Below are 18,129 nucleotides of genomic sequence, written 5' to 3'. Positions count from 1 at the left end.
CTGCCAGCGCCGGTATTCCCTGATGTCTGGTCCGCACGCGCACCCCGCGTTCCCCGACCGCCCCAAGCACAAGGCCAGCACGCAAGGTAGGGTTGGTTCCCAAACAACCGCCGATAGCGGTGCAACACCCGGTAACGCCATGCATTGAACGGCGCAACCGCCTCAACCCACGCCGTACTCCACCGCCAGGATCGCAAACCCCGTGCGACCACTGGGCAGTTCCACTTCGAACTCGTCGTCCACGCGCTTTTTCAGCAGCGCGCGGGCCAGCGGCGAATCGATGCTGATCCAGCCAGTGGCGGCGTCGGTCTCGTCGGGGCCCACGATGCGGTAGCGGCTGGTATCGCCACTGTCCACGTTCTCCAGTTCCACCCAGGCGCCAAAGAACACCGCCTGCGGATCGGTCGGGGTGGTGTCGACCACGCGCAGCGATTCCAGCCGCTTGGTCAGGTAGCGCACGCGCCGGTCGATCTCGCCCAGCTGCTTCTTGCGGTAGGTGTATTCGGCGTTTTCCGAACGATCGCCCTCGGCGGCTGCCGCGGCCAGGGCCTTGACCACCTCCGGCCGGCGCACGCGCCACAGATCGTCCAATTCGGCCTTCAACCGCTGGTGGCCCTGTGCGGTGATCAGGGCCGTACTCTTTTCCGCCGGGGGACGCCAACGCGACATCGGTATCGCTCAGCGCTTGCCGCCAAACAGCCCGCCCAGGATGCCGCGCACGATCTGGTTGCCCAGCTTGCTGCCCACGGTCCGGGTGGTCTGCTTGGCCATGGTTTCGATCATGCCCTGGCGGCGCTTGGTGCCGAAGATGGCGTCCTTGATCGACTGGCCGAAGCCGCCTTCCTGCTGTTCGTCCTGCTCGCGCGTGCGGGCCTTGGGGGTATCGGCCTGCGCGACCACCTTCTGCGCGCGCTGGGCCAGCAGTTCGGCGGCCGACTCGCGGTTGATCGCGGTGTCGTAGCGGCTGCCCACCGGGCTGCCGGCGCGCACCTGGGCGCGTTCGGCCTCGGTGATGGCGCCCATCCGGCAACGCGGCGGGGCGATCTGGGTCTGCTGCACGGGCGAGGGAATGCCCTTGTCCTGCAGCGTGGACACCAACGCCTCGCCGGTGCCGAGCTTGGCCAGCACGGCCGCCACGTCCAGCTTGGGATTGGGCACGAACGTTTCGGCAGCAGTCTTCACCGCCTTCTGGTCGCGCGGGGTGAAGGCGCGCAGCGCATGCTGCACGCGGTTGCCGAGCTGCCCCAGGATGTTGGCCGGCACGTCGTCGGGGAACTGCGAGCAGAAGTACACGCCCACGCCCTTGGAGCGGATCAGCCGCACCACCTGCTCGATGCGCTGCACCAGCGCCGCGGGCGCATCGTCGAACAGCAGATGCGCCTCGTCGAAAATGAAGACCAGCTTGGGTTTGTCCAGGTCACCCACTTCGGGCAGGGTTTCAAACAGTTCCGACAGCAGCCACAGCAGGAACGTCGAATACAGTTTGGGCTTGAGGACCAGCTGGTCGGCGGCCAGAATGCCGATCACGCCACGGCCGTCATGGTTGACCCGCATGATGTCGGCCAGTTCCAGCGCCGGCTCGCCGAAGAAGGCTTCGCCGCCGTCCTGCGACAGGCGCAGCAGCGAGCGCTGGATCGCCGCCACCGTCTGCGCGCTGACCAGGCCATATTCGGTGGAGATGTCCTTGCGTTCGTCGGCCACCAGGCCGAGCAGGGCGCGCAGGTCATCCAGGTCCAGCAGCAGCAGGCCGCGGTCGTCGGCCAGCTTGAACACGATGTCGAGCACGCCGGACTGGGTGTCGTTGAGCTCCAGGATGCGGGCCAGCAGGGTGGGGCCCATCTCGCTCACGGTGGTGCGCACCGGGTGCCCCAGCTTGCCGTACAGATCCCAGAAGATCGTCGGGCTGGCGGCGGGGGCGTAGTCGGCCACGCCGATCTCCCGCGCCCGTTGCAGCAAGGCCTCGGTACCCGCACCGGCCACGGCCAGGCCGGATACGTCGCCCTTCACATCGGCCAGGAACACCGGCACGCCGATCCGTGAAAAGCCTTCTGCCAGGGTCATCAGGGTGACGGTCTTGCCGGTGCCCGTGGCCCCGGCCACCAGACCATGGCGATTGCCCAGGCGGGGTTGCAGGGTCACGGCGATATCGTCGGTGATGCCTTTGCCGAGCAGGATCGGATCCATGGTCAACTCGCTTGTGCTGGTGCTGTGTGAATGGGCGGGATTCTAAACGTCGGCGCAGCTTGCCGGGCCAACCGGGTTGCCCCGATGCAAGCGGCGCGGCTACTCTGCCCCATCTTTCGCACACAGTGCCAAAAATGCCCGTTCCTGTCTTGCTTGTCCGTGGTTGGCCGCTGTTGGCGCTCGCTGCAATGCTCTCGTTCGTGCCGGAGGCCCATGCACAGCGGGTTTCGGCCCGTGACCGGGTGAAGATCGATGCGCTGGACCAGCGCATGGCGGCCGCCGAGAAGCGCTACCGTGCCGCGCTGGTGCTGGTGGCCAATGCCGATCCCAAGGGCAAGAACGAAGGCGACGCCGCGCTGGAGGACATGGAGGATGTGATCAGCGCCTGTGTCGCCCAGAAGGGCTGCCAGGTCAGCAACATGCTGCCGGCCTACAAACGCCTGCTAAAGGACAACGCCGACACCCGCGATGGCGAGGGCGACGAACTGGCCAGCGACGGCGGCCTGCTGGAAGCCGACCCGGACCACATCGGCCCGCTGTCGGCCGACGTGCCCGAAGCGGCGCGTGCGGCGGCGCTGCTCAACGACAAGCGCCACGCCTTCGACAACATGGTCGAGTACAACCCGGCGGTGCAGGCCGGCATCCGCCGCTGGCTCACCGACATGCGCCCGGCCCTGATGACCACCTACGAGAACTACCAGAACCTGCGCCAGGTGATGTGGCCCGAGTGGGAGAAGCGCGGCCTGCCCGAGGCGCTGCTGTTCGGGATCATGGCCAAGGAATCCAATGGCCGCGTGCACGCCTCCTCGCGCGCCGGTGCCGCGGGCCTGATGCAGTTCATGCCGGCTACCGGCCGCCGCTTCGGGCTGGGTCCGGATGGCACCGGCTTCGATACCCGCTTCGATGCGCGCAGCGCGGCCGAGGCCAGCGCCACCTATCTCAACGAGCGCATGCGTGAACTCAATGGCAGCGTCGAGCTGTCGCTGGCCGGCTACAACGGCGGCGAAGGCCGCGCCGTGCGCGTGTTCAAGCAGAGCGGCGGCCAGGGCTTCTGGGTGGACAGCGTGTACAACCAGTTCCCCGGTGAGACCAAGGACTACGTGCCGATGGTGATCGCCGCGGCCTGGATCTTCCTGCACCCGCAGCAGTACGGCGTGGAGTTCCCGAAGATCAGCGCGCAGCCGGCGACGATCCGGCTGGCCAAGTCCACCACCATCTACGAGTTGACCATCTGTCTGGGCAGTGCCGGCACCCGCGACGGTTACATGCGCGCGCTGCGCAACCTCAACCCGCGCTATGAGGCCGACGGCTGGATTCCGGCCGGTACCACGATCAACGCCACCACCCGCATCGCCGGGCTGTACAACCGCTACTGCGTGAGCGGCCCGCGCGCGGACCTGGCACGCACCCTGATCACCGCCGATCTCAACGCGGCGATCGTGCGCCCCGCCGCGGCCAGCTACACCGGTAACGTGGCCGTGGGCAGCGTGGTGCCGGTGGCACAGGTGCAGGCCAGCGCAGTGGCCGCTACCCCGGTCGCCCCGGTGGCCACCCCGGCGGCAAAGCCCAAGGCCAAGCCGGTCCGCAGCCACAAAGTGGGCAAGGGCCAGACCCTGGGGGCGATCGCCGACAAGTTCCAGTGCGACGTGCGTGAACTGGCCCGCGCCAACGGCCTCAAGGCCCCGGCCTATGCGCTCAGGCAGGGGCAGGTGCTCAAGCTGCAGGGTTGCGGCAAGTAAGCACACGCCCAATGGAGTAGGCTGCCGGCATCACGCCCGCGGCCACTCCCTTTCGGCCACCGGGTCACGCATACAGGACAAGACGATGGATATCACCGCAATCAACGAGATGTTCGCCAACATCCGCGAAAACACCGATTGGGACCTCAATGGCCCGATGCTGTGGGGCTATTTCTTCGTCAACACCACCCCCGAGCCGTTGAGCGGCCTGGGCGAGAAGCTGGTCGGCATGGGCTACAGCCTGGTCGAGATCTTCGAGCCGGACCTGGAAGAGGGCGAGGCGCCGTACCACGTGCTGCACGTGGAGCGCGCCGAGGTGCACAGCGAAGCCTCGCTGGACGCCCGCAACCAGGAGCTTCAGGCGCTGGCCGAAGCCAATGGCGTGGAAGACTACGACGGCATGGACGTCGGTCCGGTCGAGATCTGACCGCAGCGGATCGCGCACAAAAAAACGCCCCGGTTTCCCGGGGCGTTTTTTTGTGGGCGCCGATCACGCCCTCGACCCAGGTAGTGCCGGCCGCTGGCCGGCTCCCCGGGATACCTGAAATACCCGAGATACCGACCAGCGGCCGGCACCACCGTCACTTCAGGGTAGCCAGCGCCTGCCCCAACTGCACGGCATGCTCGGCATCCAGGTGCGGGGCGAACTCGGCCACGCCCGGCGGCAGCAGGATGATCACGGTGGAGCCGTAGTTGAAGCGTGCCATCTCCGCGAAGCGCTCCAGCGTGATCCCCTTGCCGCGATAGTCCTTGCGGGTAATCGTGTCGCCGTAGGCCGGGATCTCTTCACCGCCCCACACGGTTTCCACGCCGGACACCAGCAGCGCGCCCACCATCACCGACACCATCGGGCCGAAGTCGGTATCGAAATGGCAGACCAGGCGCTCGTTGCGGGCAAACAGGCCGGGTACGTTGTTGACCGCGGCCGGGCCCACGCTGAACAGACGGCCGGGCACGTGCACGGTTTCGCGCAGGGTGCCGGTCCACGGCATGTGCACGCGGTGGTAGTCCTTGGGCGACAGGTACACGGTGGCGAACAGGCCGTGATGGAAGACCTCCGCATCCTTGGCGTCGCCCAGCAGTTCGGCGGCGGTGAACGACTGGCCCTTGGCCTGGAAGATGCGGCCGTCCTCGATGGCGCCAAGCTGGCTGATGCGGCCATCGGCGGGCATCACCAGGGTGCGCGGGTCGGGCGCGGCCACGCGGGCGCCGGGCTTGAGCGCGCGGGTGAAGAACTGGTTGAAGGTGGCGTAGCTGCGGGGGTCGGGATTGGCGGCTTCGGCCAGGTTGACGCCGAACTTCTCGGTCACGGTGTCGATCAGCCAGCGCGAGATCCGCGGGTTGCTGGAATACGCCAGGCGCCGCGCCATCGAGGACAGCAGGCGGTGGGGCAGGACGTAGCTCAGCGTGGTGGTCAGGCTCATGGTGCGGTTTTCTCGGTCAGCGTCTGCAGGTCGCGGGCAATGGCCTGCGCATTGAAAGGGGGGCGGATCAGGCCGGCAAGTTTGCCGTTTGGGTCGAGCACGGCCAGGCTGGCCGAGTGTTCGAGGGTGTAATCCTGGGGATTTTCATCGAAGTCTTTGCCGGGCACTTTATGGAACACGAAGCCGAGCGAGGTGGCAAAGCGTTCGAGCGAGGGGACGTCGGCGGTGGCGGCCAGGGTGTCCTTGTGGAAGGCGTGCACGTACTCGCCTAGGCGGGCAGGGGTGTCACGTTCGGGATCCACGGAGATGAAGACCAGGCGGGGGCGGAGGGTTTCGGGCTGGGCTTCCCACTGTTTCTGGGCCTGGGCAAGGTCGGCCAGGGTGGTGGGGCAGACGTCGGGGCAGAAGGTGAAGCCCAGGAATACGAGGGTCCAGTGGCCTTTGAGCTCGCCGGGAATGAGGCGGGTGCCGTCGGACTGGCTGAGGTTGAAGTCAGGCAGGGGCCGGGGCTGGGGGTAGAAGGTGATCGATTCGGTAGCGGGGCGGTCGCTGGCCGGCGTGGGCGCGAACACTTTCTGCGCGGCGACCAGGCCCAGGCCGGCGGCCAGGGCGATGAGCAGGATGATGCCGACGTTGCGATTGAACATGGAAAGCCCGTTCCCGGAAGGGGCCACCATGATAGGGGTGGTGGCGGCGCTGTTGGGTCTTTTGGGGTTGGTTGGGGTTTCTTTTTAAGAGCGGTAAGTCTGAAGCAGAGGCGAAATCTGGAGCCGGAGCCGGAGCCAGAGCCAGAGCCGGAGCCGGAGCTTTGGAGCCGGAGCCTTGGTGTGCCGCGATCGGGGGCGGCGCCGGCACGGGTGGGGTTGCGGGGCACGCTGCAAGTACGTCCTTGTAAGCTCCGTCGGCGCATCCATGCGCCTCAGGGCCCCGCAACCCCACCCGCGCCGACGCTCGACAGTTGGCTGGTGCCCCTTGGGTAAGGGCAATGACCAAGGCCAGGGCCAAGGCAAGGGCAAGATGAGGCGGGGCCAGTGCATGGCACTGGCAGGGCGGTTGCGATGGGTGCGCGGGGAGGGGGGCAGGTCATGGGTGAGGGTAGGGAGGTGCCGAGCAAGGCTCGGCACTACTCCTCCACCCGTGCGGGCGCAGGAGGCTGCTCTGGTTCTTGACCTTGCTCTCAATGCGGCACCGAGGGTGTGTCGGGGGGCGGGGGGGGGGGGGGGGGGGGGGGGGGGGGGGGGGCGGGGGGGGGGGGGGGGGGGGGGGGGGGGGGGGCCGCGCCGCCCCCCCCCCCCCCCCCCCCGCCCCGCCCGCCCCCCCCCCCCCCCCCCCCCCCCCCCCCCGACCCAGCCCGCAAACAAAGCGGCGCTGCTCTTGAAGTTGACCTTGACCTTGACCTTGACCTGGCTCCAGGCCTCCAACCCCAACACCAACCACTTTCGACTGCAACGGATGCCGGGGGGCATGGGGTCGCCTATAATCGGGGGCCACACTGTCTGTTGCCTTGCCATGACTGCCGAAACGGCCGCCGAACTCCACACGATCATCGACCTGATCCGCTACGGCACCAGCCGTTTCAATGCCGCAGGCCTCACCTTCGGACACAGCTACGACAACGCCCTGGACGAGGCTACCCAGCTCGTCCTGCACAGCCTGCACCTCCCGCACGACCTCGGCCCCGCCTACGGCGCCGCCCGCGTCACCACGCCCGAAAAGGCGGAGGTGCTCGCCCTGTTCGAACGTCGCATCAACGAGCGCCTGCCCGCCGCCTACCTTACCGGCGAAGCCTGGTTTGCCGGCCTCAGCTTCAAGAGTGACAGCCGCGCCCTGGTCCCGCGCTCGCCCATCGCCGAACTCATCGAAACCGGCTTCGAACCCTGGCTGGCCGGCCGCGACGTCCATCGCGCCCTCGACCTGTGCACCGGCTCGGGCTGCATCGCCATCGCCATCGGCCACTACTACCCCAACTGGGAAGTGGACGGCGTCGACCTCAGCGACGATGCCCTGGCCCTGGCGCATGAAAACAAGGACCGCCTGCAGGCGCACAACGTCACCCTGATCAAGTCCGACCTGTTCACCGGCCTCACCGGCCGCCACTACGACCTCATCGTCACCAACCCGCCCTACGTCACCAACGACGAAACCGATGCCCTGCCGCAGGAATATTCCTACGAGCCGGACATGGGCCTGCGGGCCGGCCCCGACGGCCTCGACCTGGTCCTCAAGATCCTGCGCGACGCCCCGCTGCACCTCAGCGAAGACGGCCTGCTGATCTGCGAAGTAGGCGAGTCCGAACAGCATCTCATCAAGCTCCTGCCCGAAGTCGACTTTGCCTGGATCGAATTCAAGGTCGGCCAGATGGGCATCTTCGCCGTCGAATGCCGTGAACTGATCGCCCACAGCGCGCGCATCACCGAACTGGCAGCGCAGCGGCCGTGAGTTCCAACAGCTTCGGCACATTGCTGACCGTCACCACCTTCGGCGAATCGCACGGTCCGGCGATCGGCTGCGTGATCGATGGCTGCCCGCCGGGGCTGGAAATCAGCGCCGGTGAGTTCGACCACGACCTGCAGCGTCGCGCCACCGGCAAGAGCCGGCATACCTCGGCGCGCCGCGAAGCCGACGACGTCGAGATCCTGTCCGGCGTCTACGAAGGCCGCACCACGGGTACGCCCATTGCCCTGCTGATCCGCAACACCGACCAGCGCAGCAAGGATTACACCGCCATCGCCCAGCAGTTCCGCCCTGGCCATGCCGACTACAGCTACTGGCAGAAGTACGGCATCCGCGACCCGCGCGGTGGCGGCCGTTCGTCGGCGCGCGAAACCACCATGCGCGTGGCCGCCGGCGTCATCGCCAAGAAGTGGCTTCAGCAGCGCCATGGCGTAACCGTGCGTGGCTACCTCTCCCAGCTCGGCGCCATCACCCCCACCGGGCATGACTGGTCGGCGGTGGAAGACAACCCGTTCTTCTGGCCGGTTGCCGAGCAGGTGCCCGCGCTGGAAAGCTACATGGACGCGCTGCGCAAGTCCGGCGACTCGGTCGGCGCGCGCGTCAACGTGGTCGCCGACGGCGTCCCGCCCGGCTGGGGCGAGCCCATCTACGGCAAGCTCGACGGTGAACTGGCCGCCGCGCTGATGAGCATCAACGCGGTCAAGGGCGTGGAGATCGGCGACGGCTTTGCCAGCGCTGCCCAGCTGGGCACCGAACACCGTGACCTGATCACCCCGCAGGGTTTCGCCAGCAACCATGCCGGCGGCATCCTCGGTGGTATCTCCACCGGCCAGCAGGTCACCGCCTCGATCGTGCTCAAGCCCACCTCCAGCCTGCGCCTGCCCGGTGCCACGGTGGATGCCGACGGCAACGCGGTCGATGTGATCACCACCGGTCGCCACGACCCGTGCGTCGGCATCCGCGCCACCCCCATCGCCGAGGCGATGATGGCGCTGGTGCTGATGGACCAGGCCCTGCGCCACCGCGCGCAGTGCGGCGACGTCGGCACCATCACCCCGCGCATCCCGGGCACGATCGATGGCTGATCGCCGCCCCCGGGTCTGGGTCAGCCAGCCGCTGTTCGACGATGTGGTCGAACAGCTCGGGCAGCATGTCGAGCTGACCATGACCGGCGAGGTCACCCGCTACACCCCGCAGATGCTGGCCGCGCAGTTGGCCCGCGTCGAGGGTGCCCTGATCACCCTCAACGAGCGCATCGGACCGGCCGAGATTGCCAACGCGCCGCAGCTGCGTGCGATCGCCAACGTCGGCGTGGGCTACAACAACCTGGACGTGGACGCGCTCAGCGCGGCCGGCATCCTGGCCAGCAACACCCCCGACGTCCTGACCGAAACCACCGCCGACCTCGGCTTCGCGCTGCTGATGGCCACCGCCCGCCGCATCACCGAAGCCGAGCGCTGGCTGCGCGATGGGCAGTGGGGCCAATGGTCGTTCCAGACCCTGCTGGGCGCGGACGTCCACGGCAGTACGCTGGGCATCCTTGGCATGGGCCGCATCGGCCAGGGCATCGCCCGCCGCGGCGCGCTCGGGTTCGGCATGCGCGTGCTGTACCACAACCGCTCGCGCCTGCCCGACGCCACCGAAGCCGAGGTAGGCGCGCAGTACGTCGACCTCGACACGCTGCTGGCCCAGGCCGACCACCTGGTACTGGTGCTGCCCTACAGCGCGTCCTCGCACCACATCATCGACGCCGGCGCGCTGGCGAAGATGAAGCCGACCGCCACCCTGGTGAACATCGCCCGCGGCGGCATCGTCGACGAGGTCGCGCTGGCCGACGCACTGGCCAACGGTCGCCTCGCCGCTGCCGGCTTGGACGTGTTCGAAGGCGAGCCCACGGTGCGCCCGGAACTGCTGGCCCTGCACAACATCGTGCTGACCCCGCATATCGGCAGCGCCAGCCAGGCCACGCGCCGGGCGATGGTGCAGCTGGCCGTGGACAACCTCATCGCCGCGCTGGGGCTGGGGCCGAACGCCGGCCACCCGCCAAGCGCGATCAACGCCGACGCTGTGGCCGCCGCGAACACCGGCCGCGCGACCGTGGGCGGCAAAAAAATCGACGACGCAAAACGATAGGGAACCTCCCCGGCCAACAGGCGAGGTTCCCGAACCGGCAGCTACCGACCGTGGGTCGGTACGCATCCCCAAGGCACGGCAGGTACCGATCGTTGGTCGGCACACATCCTCCAGACACGGCACGTACCGACCGCGGGTCGGTATACAAAGCACGGTAGGTACCGACCGTTGGTCGGTACAGATCTCCAACACACGGCAGGTACCGACCGCAGGTCGGTGCACCCAACACGAGGTTCCCCCATGAGCAATGCAGATCGTCGTTTCCACGTCGCTGTCGTCGGTGCCACCGGCGCCGTCGGCGAAACCATGTTGTCCATCCTCGCCGAGCGCGACTTCCCGATCGCCTCGCTGAGCCTGCTCGCGTCCTCGCGCTCGGCCGGCGGTGAAATCGACTACCGCGGCGAAAAGATCAAGGTCCAGGACCTGGCCGACTTCGACCCCAAGGGCGTGGACATCGCGCTGTTCTCCGCCGGTGGCAGCGTGTCCAAGGAGTTCGGCCCCAAGTTCGCCGCCGCCGGTGCGGTGGTGATCGACAACTCGTCGGCCTTCCGTTACGACGACGACGTGCCGCTGGTGGTGTCCGAAGTGAACCCGGAGGCGCTGAAGAACCGCCCGCGCGGCATCATCGCCAACCCGAACTGCTCCACCATGCAGATGCTGGTGGCGCTGGCGCCGCTGCACCGCCAGTACGGCATCACGCGCATCAACGTGGCCACCTACCAGTCCGTGTCCGGTGGCGGTCGTTCGGCGCTGGAAGAACTGGGCAAGCAGACCGGCCAGCTGCTCAGCTTCCAGCAGATCGACCCGCAGCGGTTCCCGGTGCAGATCGCCTTCAACCTGATCCCGCACATCGACGACTTCCTGGAAAGCGGCTTCACCAAGGAAGAGATGAAGCTGGTCTGGGAAACCAAGAAGATCCTCGGCGACGACAGCATCCTGGTGAACCCCACCGCGGTGCGCGTGCCGGTGTTCTACGGCCACTCCGAAGCGGTCACCATCGAAACCCGCGACAAGGTCACCGTGGCGGCCGCGCGTGAACTGCTGTCGCGCTCGCCGGGCGTGGAAGTGGTGGACAAGCATGAAGCCGGTGGCTATCCGACCCCGGTGACCCATGCGTCGGGCAACGATGCGGTGTATGTCGGCCGTATCCGCGAGGATCTCTCGCACCCCAACGGTCTGAACCTGTGGATTGTGTCGGACAACATCCGCAAGGGCGCCGCGCTCAATGCCGTGCAGCTGGCCGAGCTGGTCGCCGCCGAAGGCTGATCGTGCACCGCCGATGGCATGGGGATGCCATCGGCGGCTGCAATTCAACCATCGCCGATCACGGGGGGAGCCGCTATATTGGCCGCCATGAACAACCGGACCCGGGGCGCCCTGCGCCCGCTCAAGTATGTGTCCACTCTGCTGCTGGCCCTGGCCAGCAGCTCCGCCCTGGCCCTGGGCCTGGGCGATATCCGGGTGCTGTCCAAGCCCGGCCAGCCGCTGCTGGCCGAAATTCCGGTGATCTCGGCCGACCCGGCCGAGCTGCAGAACCTGCGGGTGGCGCTGGCCTCGCCGGGCACCTTTGCCCGGGTCGGGCTGGACGCACCGGCGGGCCTGGTCAGTGAGCTGCAGTTCGAACTGACCCGCAACGCGCAGGGCAGGGCGGTGGTGCGGGTCAGCACCCAGACCCCGGTCACCACCCCGTCGCTGAATTTCCTGATCGAAGCCGACTGGGGCCAGGGGCGCCTGGTCCGCGAATACTCGGCGCTGGTCGATGCACCCAACAGTGCGCTGGCCGTGGCCGAACCGGAGATCGTCGCGCCGGCCGGTGCGATGTCCAATGCCATCGTGCGTGAGCCGGCCCCCGCGGCCGCGGCTGCGCCCCCGGCAGAGACCCAGCCTGCACGCACGGCCGCGCAGCCGCCACGCACCGCTCCACCGCGCGGCGCAGCGCCCGCACCGGCAAGCACCGCCGGCGGCGTCACCGTGCAACGCGGCCAGACCCTGTCCCAGATCGCCGCCGCAGTTGCCCGCGAACAGGGCATCAACCGCAACCAGGCGATGGTCGCGCTGCTGCGGGCCAACCCGGAGGCCTTCATCCGCGGCAACGTCAACCTGCTCAAGCAGGGCGCGGTGCTGCGCAGCCCCACCGACTCGCCCACGCCGATCGACGCCAGTGAAGCGGCCGCGATCGTGCGTGAGCACGCCGCACAATGGCGGCAATCGCGCGCGGCCATCCCGCAGCCGGCCAGCAGCGGCGTTGCCGCCACGCCGGGCCCGGCCGTCAAGCCGGTGGCAGCGGCTGCGGCTGCGGCCAGCGGCGCACGCCTGGAGATCGCGCCGGCGGTCGCCGCCACCGACAACAATGCAGGCACAACCACCGGCACCGCCGCCGGCAGTGAGGGCGACATGCTGGGCAACGAACAACTGCGTCAGGCCAAGGAAGATGTCGCCACCCGCGACGCCGAGATCCAGGAGCTGCGCGGCCGCGTCGCCGACCTGGAAAAGCTGCAGAAGCAGCAGCAGACGCTGATCGCGATGAAGGACAGCGACCTGGCGGCCGCGCAGCAGCGCCTGGGCCAGGCCCCGGCCACGCGTGACGCCGGCGGTAGCGGCTGGTACTGGCTGGGTCTGGTGGTGCTGTTGCTGGTGGTGGGCGGGTGGGCCGTGGCCCGCCGTCGCAAGCCGTCGCCGTTGCCCCCGCTGCGCCGCGACGGCCTGGATGCCACTGCCCTGGCCGCCGCCGTGCCTGCCGCCGATTACATCGACGAGCTGGCCGCCCAGCAGGACGACGCCCTGGATGCCCGCCTGGATGAAGCACGCGACCAGGCCAATGAAGAACTGGATGCACCGGCTGAACATCTGGGCGACAGCGTGCGCCGTGAGCCGGTGTTCCGCCTGGAGCCCGAACCGGGCCAGCCCGTTGCCGACGTTGAGGCGGCGGCTGACGCTGCGCTCGAGGACGCGGCAGAAGACGGGCGGGACCCGACCATTGGGACGCCCGCGCCGCGCGACGTCGACGTCTACACGCCGCCGGCGCATGCCCTGGAGGCCGCGGCGCAGCCGTCCTACCGCGGGGTGTTCGAGTTCCCCGATGACACCGCCGCCGGCGATCACACTGCGGCCGACACCGACACCGACACCGACACCGACCCGGCAGCGTCGCACGGGGCCGGGTCCGACCATGACCACGACTCCATCGCGCCCGCCGCCGGCCGCGACCGGCTCGAACTGGCGATTGCCTACCTGGACCTCGGCGATGCCGAAACCGCGCGCACCCTGCTGCAGGAAGTCGCCGTTGCGGCAGACCCGCACAGCCAGGCGCAGGCCCGGGAACTGCTGGCGCGGCTGGGATGAGCAGCCCTGTCTTGCCTTCGCCGCGCGAGCGCCGGCTGGATTACGTGGAGTTCGCCTCCACCGATCCGGCCGCCAGCCGCCGCTTTTTCTCGACGGTGTTCGGCTGGACGTTCGTTGATTACGGCCCGGACTACACCGCCTTCGATGACGGTCGCCTGCAGGGCGGCTTCTTCCGCGGCAGCCCGGCCACCACCGCCGCGGGCGCGGCGTTGCTGGTGATCTACGCCGATGACCTTGCCCCGATGGCCGAGGCGGTGGCCGCCCACGGCGGGCAGGTGGTCAAGCCCGTGTTTTCCTTTCCCGGGGGCTGCCGCTTCCAGTTCGTCGAACCCGGCGGCAATGAACTTGCCGTGTGGTCCGAGCGCGATCCGGCCTGATGCCCCGACCGGCCCTGGCCGGTTCTTACCGACTTACAGAGGTTGACCATGCGCTACGCAATGGGCGTGGAATACGATGGCAGTGAATTCAAGGGCTGGCAGCAGCTGGGCGAGAGCGGTCGTCCCAGCGTGCAGGCCAGCCTGCAGGAGGCGCTGTCCTCGGTGGCCGATGCGCCCATCAAGGTGATGTGTGCCGGGCGCACCGATGCCGGCGTGCACGGCCACTGCCAGGTGGTGCATTTCGACACCGACGTGATCCGCAACGCGCGCGGCTGGACCCTGGGCACCACCACCCGCCTGCCGCCTGCCATCGCGGTGCGCTGGTGCCAGCCGGTGGCCGATGATTTCCATGCACGCTTCTCCGCCCGCGCCCGGCGCTATCGCTACCGCCTGCTCAACCGGCAGGTGCGCCCGGCGCTGAACCGGCAGAGCCTGAGCTGGGAGCGGCGGCCGCTGGATGCCACGCTGATGCACGCCGCGGCACAGGCATTGTTGGGCGAAAACGACTTCAGCGCCTTCCGCAGCGTCAATTGCGAGGCCCTGCATGCCCGCCGCGAGCTGCAGGCGATCAGCGTGACCCGCGATGGCGAGGTGCTGGAGGTCTGTGTTCAGGCCAATGCATTCCTTCATCACATGGTGCGCAATATCGTCGGTTCATTGATCCTGGTCGGGTGCGGGGACAAGCCGGTGTCGTGGCTGGGTGAGCTGCTGGCCGGAAAGGACCGCACCGTGGCCGGGCCGACCGCACCGCCGCAGGGTTTGGTGTTCGTTGGACCCCTGTACCCCGACAACTGGCAACTGCCCGCCGAGGTGACTCTATGAGCCGCTCTTTCTATCGCACCCGTATCAAGTTCTGCGGCATGACCCGCGCCGGCGACGTCCGCCTGGCCGGGGAACTGGGCGTGGATGCAGTCGGCTTCATCTTCGCCCGGGAGAGCAAGCGCCGCGTGGCGCCGGCCGAAGCCCGCGCAATGCGCCAGGCGATCGCGCCGATGGTGGACGTGGTGGCCCTGTTCCGCGACAACAGCAAGGAAGAAGTGCGCGAGGTGCTGCGCACGGTGCGGCCGACCCTGCTGCAGTTCCATGGCGAGGAAGACGAGTCGTTCTGCCGCAGCTTCAACATGCCTTACCTGAAGGCCGTGGCAATGGGCGGCCGCGAGGACGTCAACGCGCGCCAGCTGCAGCTGCGGTACCCCAGCGCAGCCGGGTTCCTGTTCGACAGCCACGCGCCCGGCGGCGGCGGCGGCACCGGCGTGGCCTTCGACTGGACCCGCCTGCCCACCGGCCTGCATCGGCCGTTCCTGCTGGCCGGCGGGATCACCCCGGACAACGTGTTCGATGCGATCGTGGCCACGCTGCCGTGGGGCGTGGACGTGTCCAGCGGAATCGAATCCGAGCCGGGCATCAAGGACGGCTACAAGATGCGCAAGTTCGTCGAAGAAGTCCGCCGCGCCGACTGCCACGAGGCCGACTGACGCCGACGCCGGGTCCCGACCGTGAATCCCGGTACGGGTCAGGGGACACGTGAAGCCCGGTAGGTCCCGACCGTTGGTCGGGACACCCCCCGCGATCCCGACGCGGCCATTGCCGACAACCCATCCACCACGCCAGCCAGGGCGCGGTGGCGTTGCTATGGGCGCAGCGGCGAATTTCACGTAGCATCGACAGGACATGACGCGGCCGACACGGCGCGTAATCGCGGGAAGCCGGAGCGCTTCCCACACGCGGCGGCCGGGGAAGCGGTTGGCCGCCATCACAGGGAAGGCATGGAATGGACGAGTTCCTCACTGTCGCGTTGAGTTTCCCCACGCTGCCGTACAGCATCGTGCTGGCGTTCGCCGTGCTGTATTGGCTGCTGGCCGCCTTCGGCGTGGTCGATGACGGCATCGCCCATGACGGCCTGGACCTGCACCTGGGCGATGACGGCCTGCACGGCATTTCCGGCATGTTCGCGCGCCTGGGCCTGGGCGGCGCCCCGGTGATGCTGGTGATCGCGCTGCTGGCCTTCTTCGGCTGGACCGTCACCTACTTCGTCCACCTGTTCCTGCTGCAGCCCCTGCCCACCCCGGTGCGCTGGCTGGCCGGCAGCGTTACCGCCGTGCTTGCACTCGTTCCCGCCGTGCCGCTCAGCGTGGTGGTGCTGCGCCCGATCCGGCGCCTGCTGCTGCGCCTGCGCCCGGTGCCCCAGGCGTCGCTGCTGGGGCGCGTCGGCGTGGTCGCCTCGCCGCAGGTCACCGCCACCATGGGACATGCCAACGTCGACGACGGCGGCGCGGGGTTGATCCTGCAGGTACGCTCGCAGGACGGCAGCGTGCTCGCACGCGGCGACCGCGTGGTCCTGCTCGACTACCTGGCCGACCACAACCATTACCTGGTGGTGCGTGAGAACGCCCACCCCGCGCTTTCCATCCAAGACAGCCTGATTGCGGGCGATAAGGAGTTCCATCGATGAGTTTTGCGACCTTGGCCCCGTTCGTGATCGGGGTGGGCATCCTGCTGGTCCTGCTGCTTGGCCTGGCTGGCCTGTTCAAAGCGTTCTACCGCAAGGTGGACCAGGGCGTGGCCCTGATCGTCAACGACATGAGTTCGCAGCCCAAGGTGCACTTCACCGGTGCGCTGATCATTCCGGTGCTGTACCGCGCCGAGCTGATGCGGATCAGCCTGATCACCCTGCAGATCGACCGCCGCGGCAAGGAAGGCCTGATCTGCCGCGACAACATGCGCGCCGACATCGCCGTGGCCTTCTACCTGCGCGTCAACGAAACGCAGGCCGACGTGCTGCGCGTGGCCAAGGCGATCGGTGCCGACCGCGCCTCGGACAAGCATGCGGTCGATGAACTGTTCAACGCCAAGTTCTCCGAAGCGCTGAAGACGGTGGGCAAGAAGTTCGAGTTCACCGAACTGTTCGAAAAGCGCCAGGAATTCCGCGACGAGATCATTGCCGTGATCGGCAACGACCTGAACGGCTATGCGCTGGAAGACGTCGCCATCGACTACCTGGAGCAGACCCCCAAGCTGCTGCTGGACCAGAACAACATTCTCGACGCCCAGGGCATCCGCAAGATCACCGAGCTGACCGCCACCCACAACGTGGTCACCAACGAGCTGGAACAGAACGAAAAGCTGGCGATCACCAAGAAGAACGTCGAAGCGCGTGAAGCGCTGCTGGCGTTGGAACGCCAGCAGGCCGAAGCCGAAGCCCGCCAGAAGCGCGAGATCGAAACCATCCGCGCGCGTGAGGAAGCCGAGACCGCCAAGGTCCAGGAAGAGCAGCGCCAGCTGTCCGAGCAGGCGCGCATCGAAGCGCAGGAAGTCATCGACATCCGCGAACAGAACCGCATGCGCGAAGTGGAAGTGGCCGAGCAGAACCGCCAGCGCGCGGTGGCCATCGAATCCGAGCGCGTCGAGCGCGCGCGCCAGCTGGAGCAGGTCACCACCCAGCGCGAAGTGCAGCTGCAGGGCGTGGAGCGCGACAAGGTGGTCGAGTCCGGCAAGATGGACGTGGCCAACATCACCCGCGAACGCATCGCCATCGACAAGACCGTGGCCCAGGAAGAAGAGCGCATCAAGGAAGTGCGTGAGGTGTCCGAAGCCGATCGCCAGAAGCAGGTGCTGATCCTGGAGGCCGAAGGCAAGGCGCAGGAACTGCTGGTGCGCCAGGTCAAGGAGGCACAGGCGGCCGAAACCTCGGCCAAGCACCGTGCCGTGGAAATCACCACCCTGGCCCAGGCCCAGCACGAAGCGGCCGGCAAGCAGGCCGATGCCAAGCGCCTGTTGGCCGACGGTACCCGGGCCGAACAGGCCGCCCCCGGCCTGGCCGAGGCGCAGGTGCGCGAAGCCTCGGCGCTGGCCATCGAAAAGGTCGGCATCGCCGAAGCCCGCGTGATCGAAGCCAAGGCCGAAGCCAACCTCAAGCAGGGCACCAACGAGGCCCGCGTGCTGGCTGAGAACCTGCAGGCCCAGGCCCATGGTGAAGAGCAGATGGGCCGTGCCCGCGCCACCGCGACCGAGTCCATCGGCGGCGCCGAGGCCGGCGTGGTGCAGAAGAAGCTGCTGGCCGAGGCCGAAGGCCTGGTCCGCAAGTTCGAGGCGATCGGTTCGCTCAGCGACACCGCGCGCGGCCACGAAGAGTTCCGCATGATGCTCGACAACAGCCTCAAGCAGGCACTGGCCTCGATCGATGCCGGCAAGGAAGTCTCGCGCGAGAACGCCGGCGTCATCGCCAGCGCGCTGCGCAACGCCGACATCGACCTGGTGGGCGGCGACGGCGGCATGTTCGAGAACCTGATCAAGGCCGTGTCGCTGGGCAAGTCCATCGAAGGCCTGGCCGACAAGAGCCCGATCGTGCAGGAGCTGATGCAGCGCTACCTGGGCGTGGGCCCGCGCGAATCCGCGCCGCGCCAGATCAGCGAAGACGCGGTTGAAGCGGTGCCCAGCGTGACCGCCACCGTGGTCGAAACCCGCTGAGCCGCACCG

Annotated in this window: 16 protein-coding genes; 12 read left to right on the top strand and 4 right to left on the bottom strand. The window is 68.2% G+C overall.

What is annotated here, in order from left to right; translation table 11 throughout:
* Positions 1-162 precede the first annotated feature (162 nt).
* A complete protein-coding gene (greB, locus tag ABIA71_RS09995; protein WP_354285067.1) occupies positions 163-669 on the bottom strand; it encodes a transcription elongation factor GreB in 507 nt (168 codons plus the stop codon).
* A 9-nt stretch (positions 670-678) separates the two neighbouring features.
* Complete coding sequence (locus tag ABIA71_RS09990; protein ID WP_354285066.1) at positions 679-2,184, bottom strand: helicase HerA-like domain-containing protein; 1,506 nt, start codon at positions 2,182-2,184, stop codon at positions 679-681.
* Between the two features lie 134 nt (positions 2,185-2,318).
* Between ABIA71_RS09990 and ABIA71_RS09985 the strand changes: the two genes are divergently transcribed.
* Complete coding sequence (locus ABIA71_RS09985; RefSeq protein WP_354285065.1) at positions 2,319-3,923, top strand: transglycosylase SLT domain-containing protein; 1,605 nt, start codon at positions 2,319-2,321, stop codon at positions 3,921-3,923.
* Between the two features lie 85 nt (positions 3,924-4,008).
* Positions 4,009-4,350 carry a ribonuclease E inhibitor RraB gene (locus tag ABIA71_RS09980; protein WP_128098174.1) on the top strand — a complete coding sequence of 114 codons (342 nt, stop codon included), beginning with the start codon at positions 4,009-4,011 and terminating at the stop codon, positions 4,348-4,350.
* Between the two features lie 154 nt (positions 4,351-4,504).
* On the opposite strand, the gene asd is transcribed toward ABIA71_RS09980, so the two are convergent.
* Both asd and ABIA71_RS09970 read right to left on the bottom strand, forming a co-directional pair.
* Entirely contained in the window at positions 4,505-5,347 is an 843-nt protein-coding gene (gene asd, locus ABIA71_RS09975) for an archaetidylserine decarboxylase (RefSeq protein WP_354285064.1), read from the bottom strand.
* The gene (locus tag ABIA71_RS09970; RefSeq protein ID WP_354285063.1) at positions 5,344-5,994 is read right to left on the bottom strand and encodes an SCO family protein; all 651 of its coding nucleotides are present in this window, start codon (positions 5,992-5,994) and stop codon (positions 5,344-5,346) included. The genes asd and ABIA71_RS09970 overlap by 4 nt, the downstream gene beginning before the upstream one ends.
* Before the next feature lie 862 nt (positions 5,995-6,856).
* Between ABIA71_RS09970 and prmB the strand changes: the two genes are divergently transcribed.
* From prmB to ABIA71_RS09920, 10 genes are all read left to right on the top strand, one after another.
* Entirely contained in the window at positions 6,857-7,786 is a 930-nt protein-coding gene (gene prmB, locus ABIA71_RS09965; RefSeq protein ID WP_128096363.1) for a 50S ribosomal protein L3 N(5)-glutamine methyltransferase, read from the top strand.
* On the top strand, positions 7,783-8,886 hold the full coding sequence (aroC, locus tag ABIA71_RS09960) for a chorismate synthase (RefSeq protein WP_354285062.1): 1,104 nt from the start codon (positions 7,783-7,785) through the stop codon (positions 8,884-8,886). Before prmB ends, aroC begins: the two co-directional genes overlap by 4 nt.
* Complete coding sequence (locus ABIA71_RS09955) at positions 8,879-9,934, top strand: 2-hydroxyacid dehydrogenase (RefSeq protein WP_354285061.1); 1,056 nt, start codon at positions 8,879-8,881, stop codon at positions 9,932-9,934. The genes aroC and ABIA71_RS09955 overlap by 8 nt, the downstream gene beginning before the upstream one ends.
* Positions 9,935-10,174: 240 nt before the next feature.
* The gene (locus ABIA71_RS09950) at positions 10,175-11,200 is read left to right on the top strand and encodes an aspartate-semialdehyde dehydrogenase (RefSeq protein ID WP_354285060.1); all 1,026 of its coding nucleotides are present in this window, start codon (positions 10,175-10,177) and stop codon (positions 11,198-11,200) included.
* Positions 11,201-11,287: 87 nt separating this feature from the next.
* Complete coding sequence (locus ABIA71_RS09945) at positions 11,288-13,276, top strand: type IV pilus assembly protein FimV (RefSeq protein ID WP_354285059.1); 1,989 nt, start codon at positions 11,288-11,290, stop codon at positions 13,274-13,276.
* Positions 13,273-13,653 carry a VOC family protein gene (locus ABIA71_RS09940; RefSeq protein ID WP_354285058.1) on the top strand — a complete coding sequence of 127 codons (381 nt, stop codon included), beginning with the start codon at positions 13,273-13,275 and terminating at the stop codon, positions 13,651-13,653. Before ABIA71_RS09945 ends, ABIA71_RS09940 begins: the two co-directional genes overlap by 4 nt.
* 48 nt (positions 13,654-13,701) lie before the next feature.
* Positions 13,702-14,475, top strand: a complete 774-nt coding sequence (truA, locus tag ABIA71_RS09935) for a tRNA pseudouridine(38-40) synthase TruA (protein ID WP_354285057.1) — start codon at positions 13,702-13,704, stop codon at positions 14,473-14,475.
* A complete protein-coding gene (locus ABIA71_RS09930; protein WP_038687203.1) occupies positions 14,472-15,128 on the top strand; it encodes a phosphoribosylanthranilate isomerase in 657 nt (218 codons plus the stop codon). Before truA ends, ABIA71_RS09930 begins: the two co-directional genes overlap by 4 nt.
* 296 nt (positions 15,129-15,424) lie before the next feature.
* A complete protein-coding gene (locus ABIA71_RS09925; protein WP_354285056.1) occupies positions 15,425-16,105 on the top strand; it encodes a hypothetical protein in 681 nt (226 codons plus the stop codon).
* Positions 16,102-18,120, top strand: coding sequence for a flotillin family protein (locus ABIA71_RS09920; protein WP_354285055.1), 2,019 nt, complete (start codon positions 16,102-16,104; stop codon positions 18,118-18,120). Before ABIA71_RS09925 ends, ABIA71_RS09920 begins: the two co-directional genes overlap by 4 nt.
* Positions 18,121-18,129: the final 9 nt, after the last annotated feature.

Source organism: Stenotrophomonas sp. 2619 (assembly GCF_040548725.1).
GTDB classification, from domain to species: domain Bacteria; phylum Pseudomonadota; class Gammaproteobacteria; order Xanthomonadales; family Xanthomonadaceae; genus Stenotrophomonas; species Stenotrophomonas maltophilia_AP.
Note: the sequence above shows the minus strand (reverse complement) of the source record. Positions and strands in the feature narration are given on the sequence as shown.

Excerpts from the sequence above, each read along its gene's own strand:
- greB (WP_354285067.1), bottom strand. The coding sequence starts at position 669 with ATGTCGCGTTGGCGTCCCCCGGCGGAAAAGAGTACGGCCCTGATCACC.
- ABIA71_RS09990 (WP_354285066.1), bottom strand. The coding sequence starts at position 2,184 with ATGGATCCGATCCTGCTCGGCAAAGGCATCACCGACGATATCGCCGTG.
- ABIA71_RS09985 (WP_354285065.1), top strand. The coding sequence starts at position 2,319 with ATGCCCGTTCCTGTCTTGCTTGTCCGTGGTTGGCCGCTGTTGGCGCTC.
- ABIA71_RS09980 (WP_128098174.1), top strand. The coding sequence starts at position 4,009 with ATGGATATCACCGCAATCAACGAGATGTTCGCCAACATCCGCGAAAAC.
- asd (WP_354285064.1), bottom strand. The coding sequence starts at position 5,347 with ATGAGCCTGACCACCACGCTGAGCTACGTCCTGCCCCACCGCCTGCTG.
- ABIA71_RS09970 (WP_354285063.1), bottom strand. The coding sequence starts at position 5,994 with ATGTTCAATCGCAACGTCGGCATCATCCTGCTCATCGCCCTGGCCGCC.
- prmB (WP_128096363.1), top strand. The coding sequence starts at position 6,857 with ATGACTGCCGAAACGGCCGCCGAACTCCACACGATCATCGACCTGATC.
- ABIA71_RS09955 (WP_354285061.1), top strand. The coding sequence starts at position 8,879 with ATGGCTGATCGCCGCCCCCGGGTCTGGGTCAGCCAGCCGCTGTTCGAC.
- ABIA71_RS09950 (WP_354285060.1), top strand. The coding sequence starts at position 10,175 with ATGAGCAATGCAGATCGTCGTTTCCACGTCGCTGTCGTCGGTGCCACC.
- ABIA71_RS09945 (WP_354285059.1), top strand. The coding sequence starts at position 11,288 with ATGAACAACCGGACCCGGGGCGCCCTGCGCCCGCTCAAGTATGTGTCC.
- ABIA71_RS09940 (WP_354285058.1), top strand. The coding sequence starts at position 13,273 with ATGAGCAGCCCTGTCTTGCCTTCGCCGCGCGAGCGCCGGCTGGATTAC.
- truA (WP_354285057.1), top strand. The coding sequence starts at position 13,702 with ATGCGCTACGCAATGGGCGTGGAATACGATGGCAGTGAATTCAAGGGC.
- ABIA71_RS09930 (WP_038687203.1), top strand. The coding sequence starts at position 14,472 with ATGAGCCGCTCTTTCTATCGCACCCGTATCAAGTTCTGCGGCATGACC.
- ABIA71_RS09925 (WP_354285056.1), top strand. The coding sequence starts at position 15,425 with ATGGACGAGTTCCTCACTGTCGCGTTGAGTTTCCCCACGCTGCCGTAC.
- ABIA71_RS09920 (WP_354285055.1), top strand. The coding sequence starts at position 16,102 with ATGAGTTTTGCGACCTTGGCCCCGTTCGTGATCGGGGTGGGCATCCTG.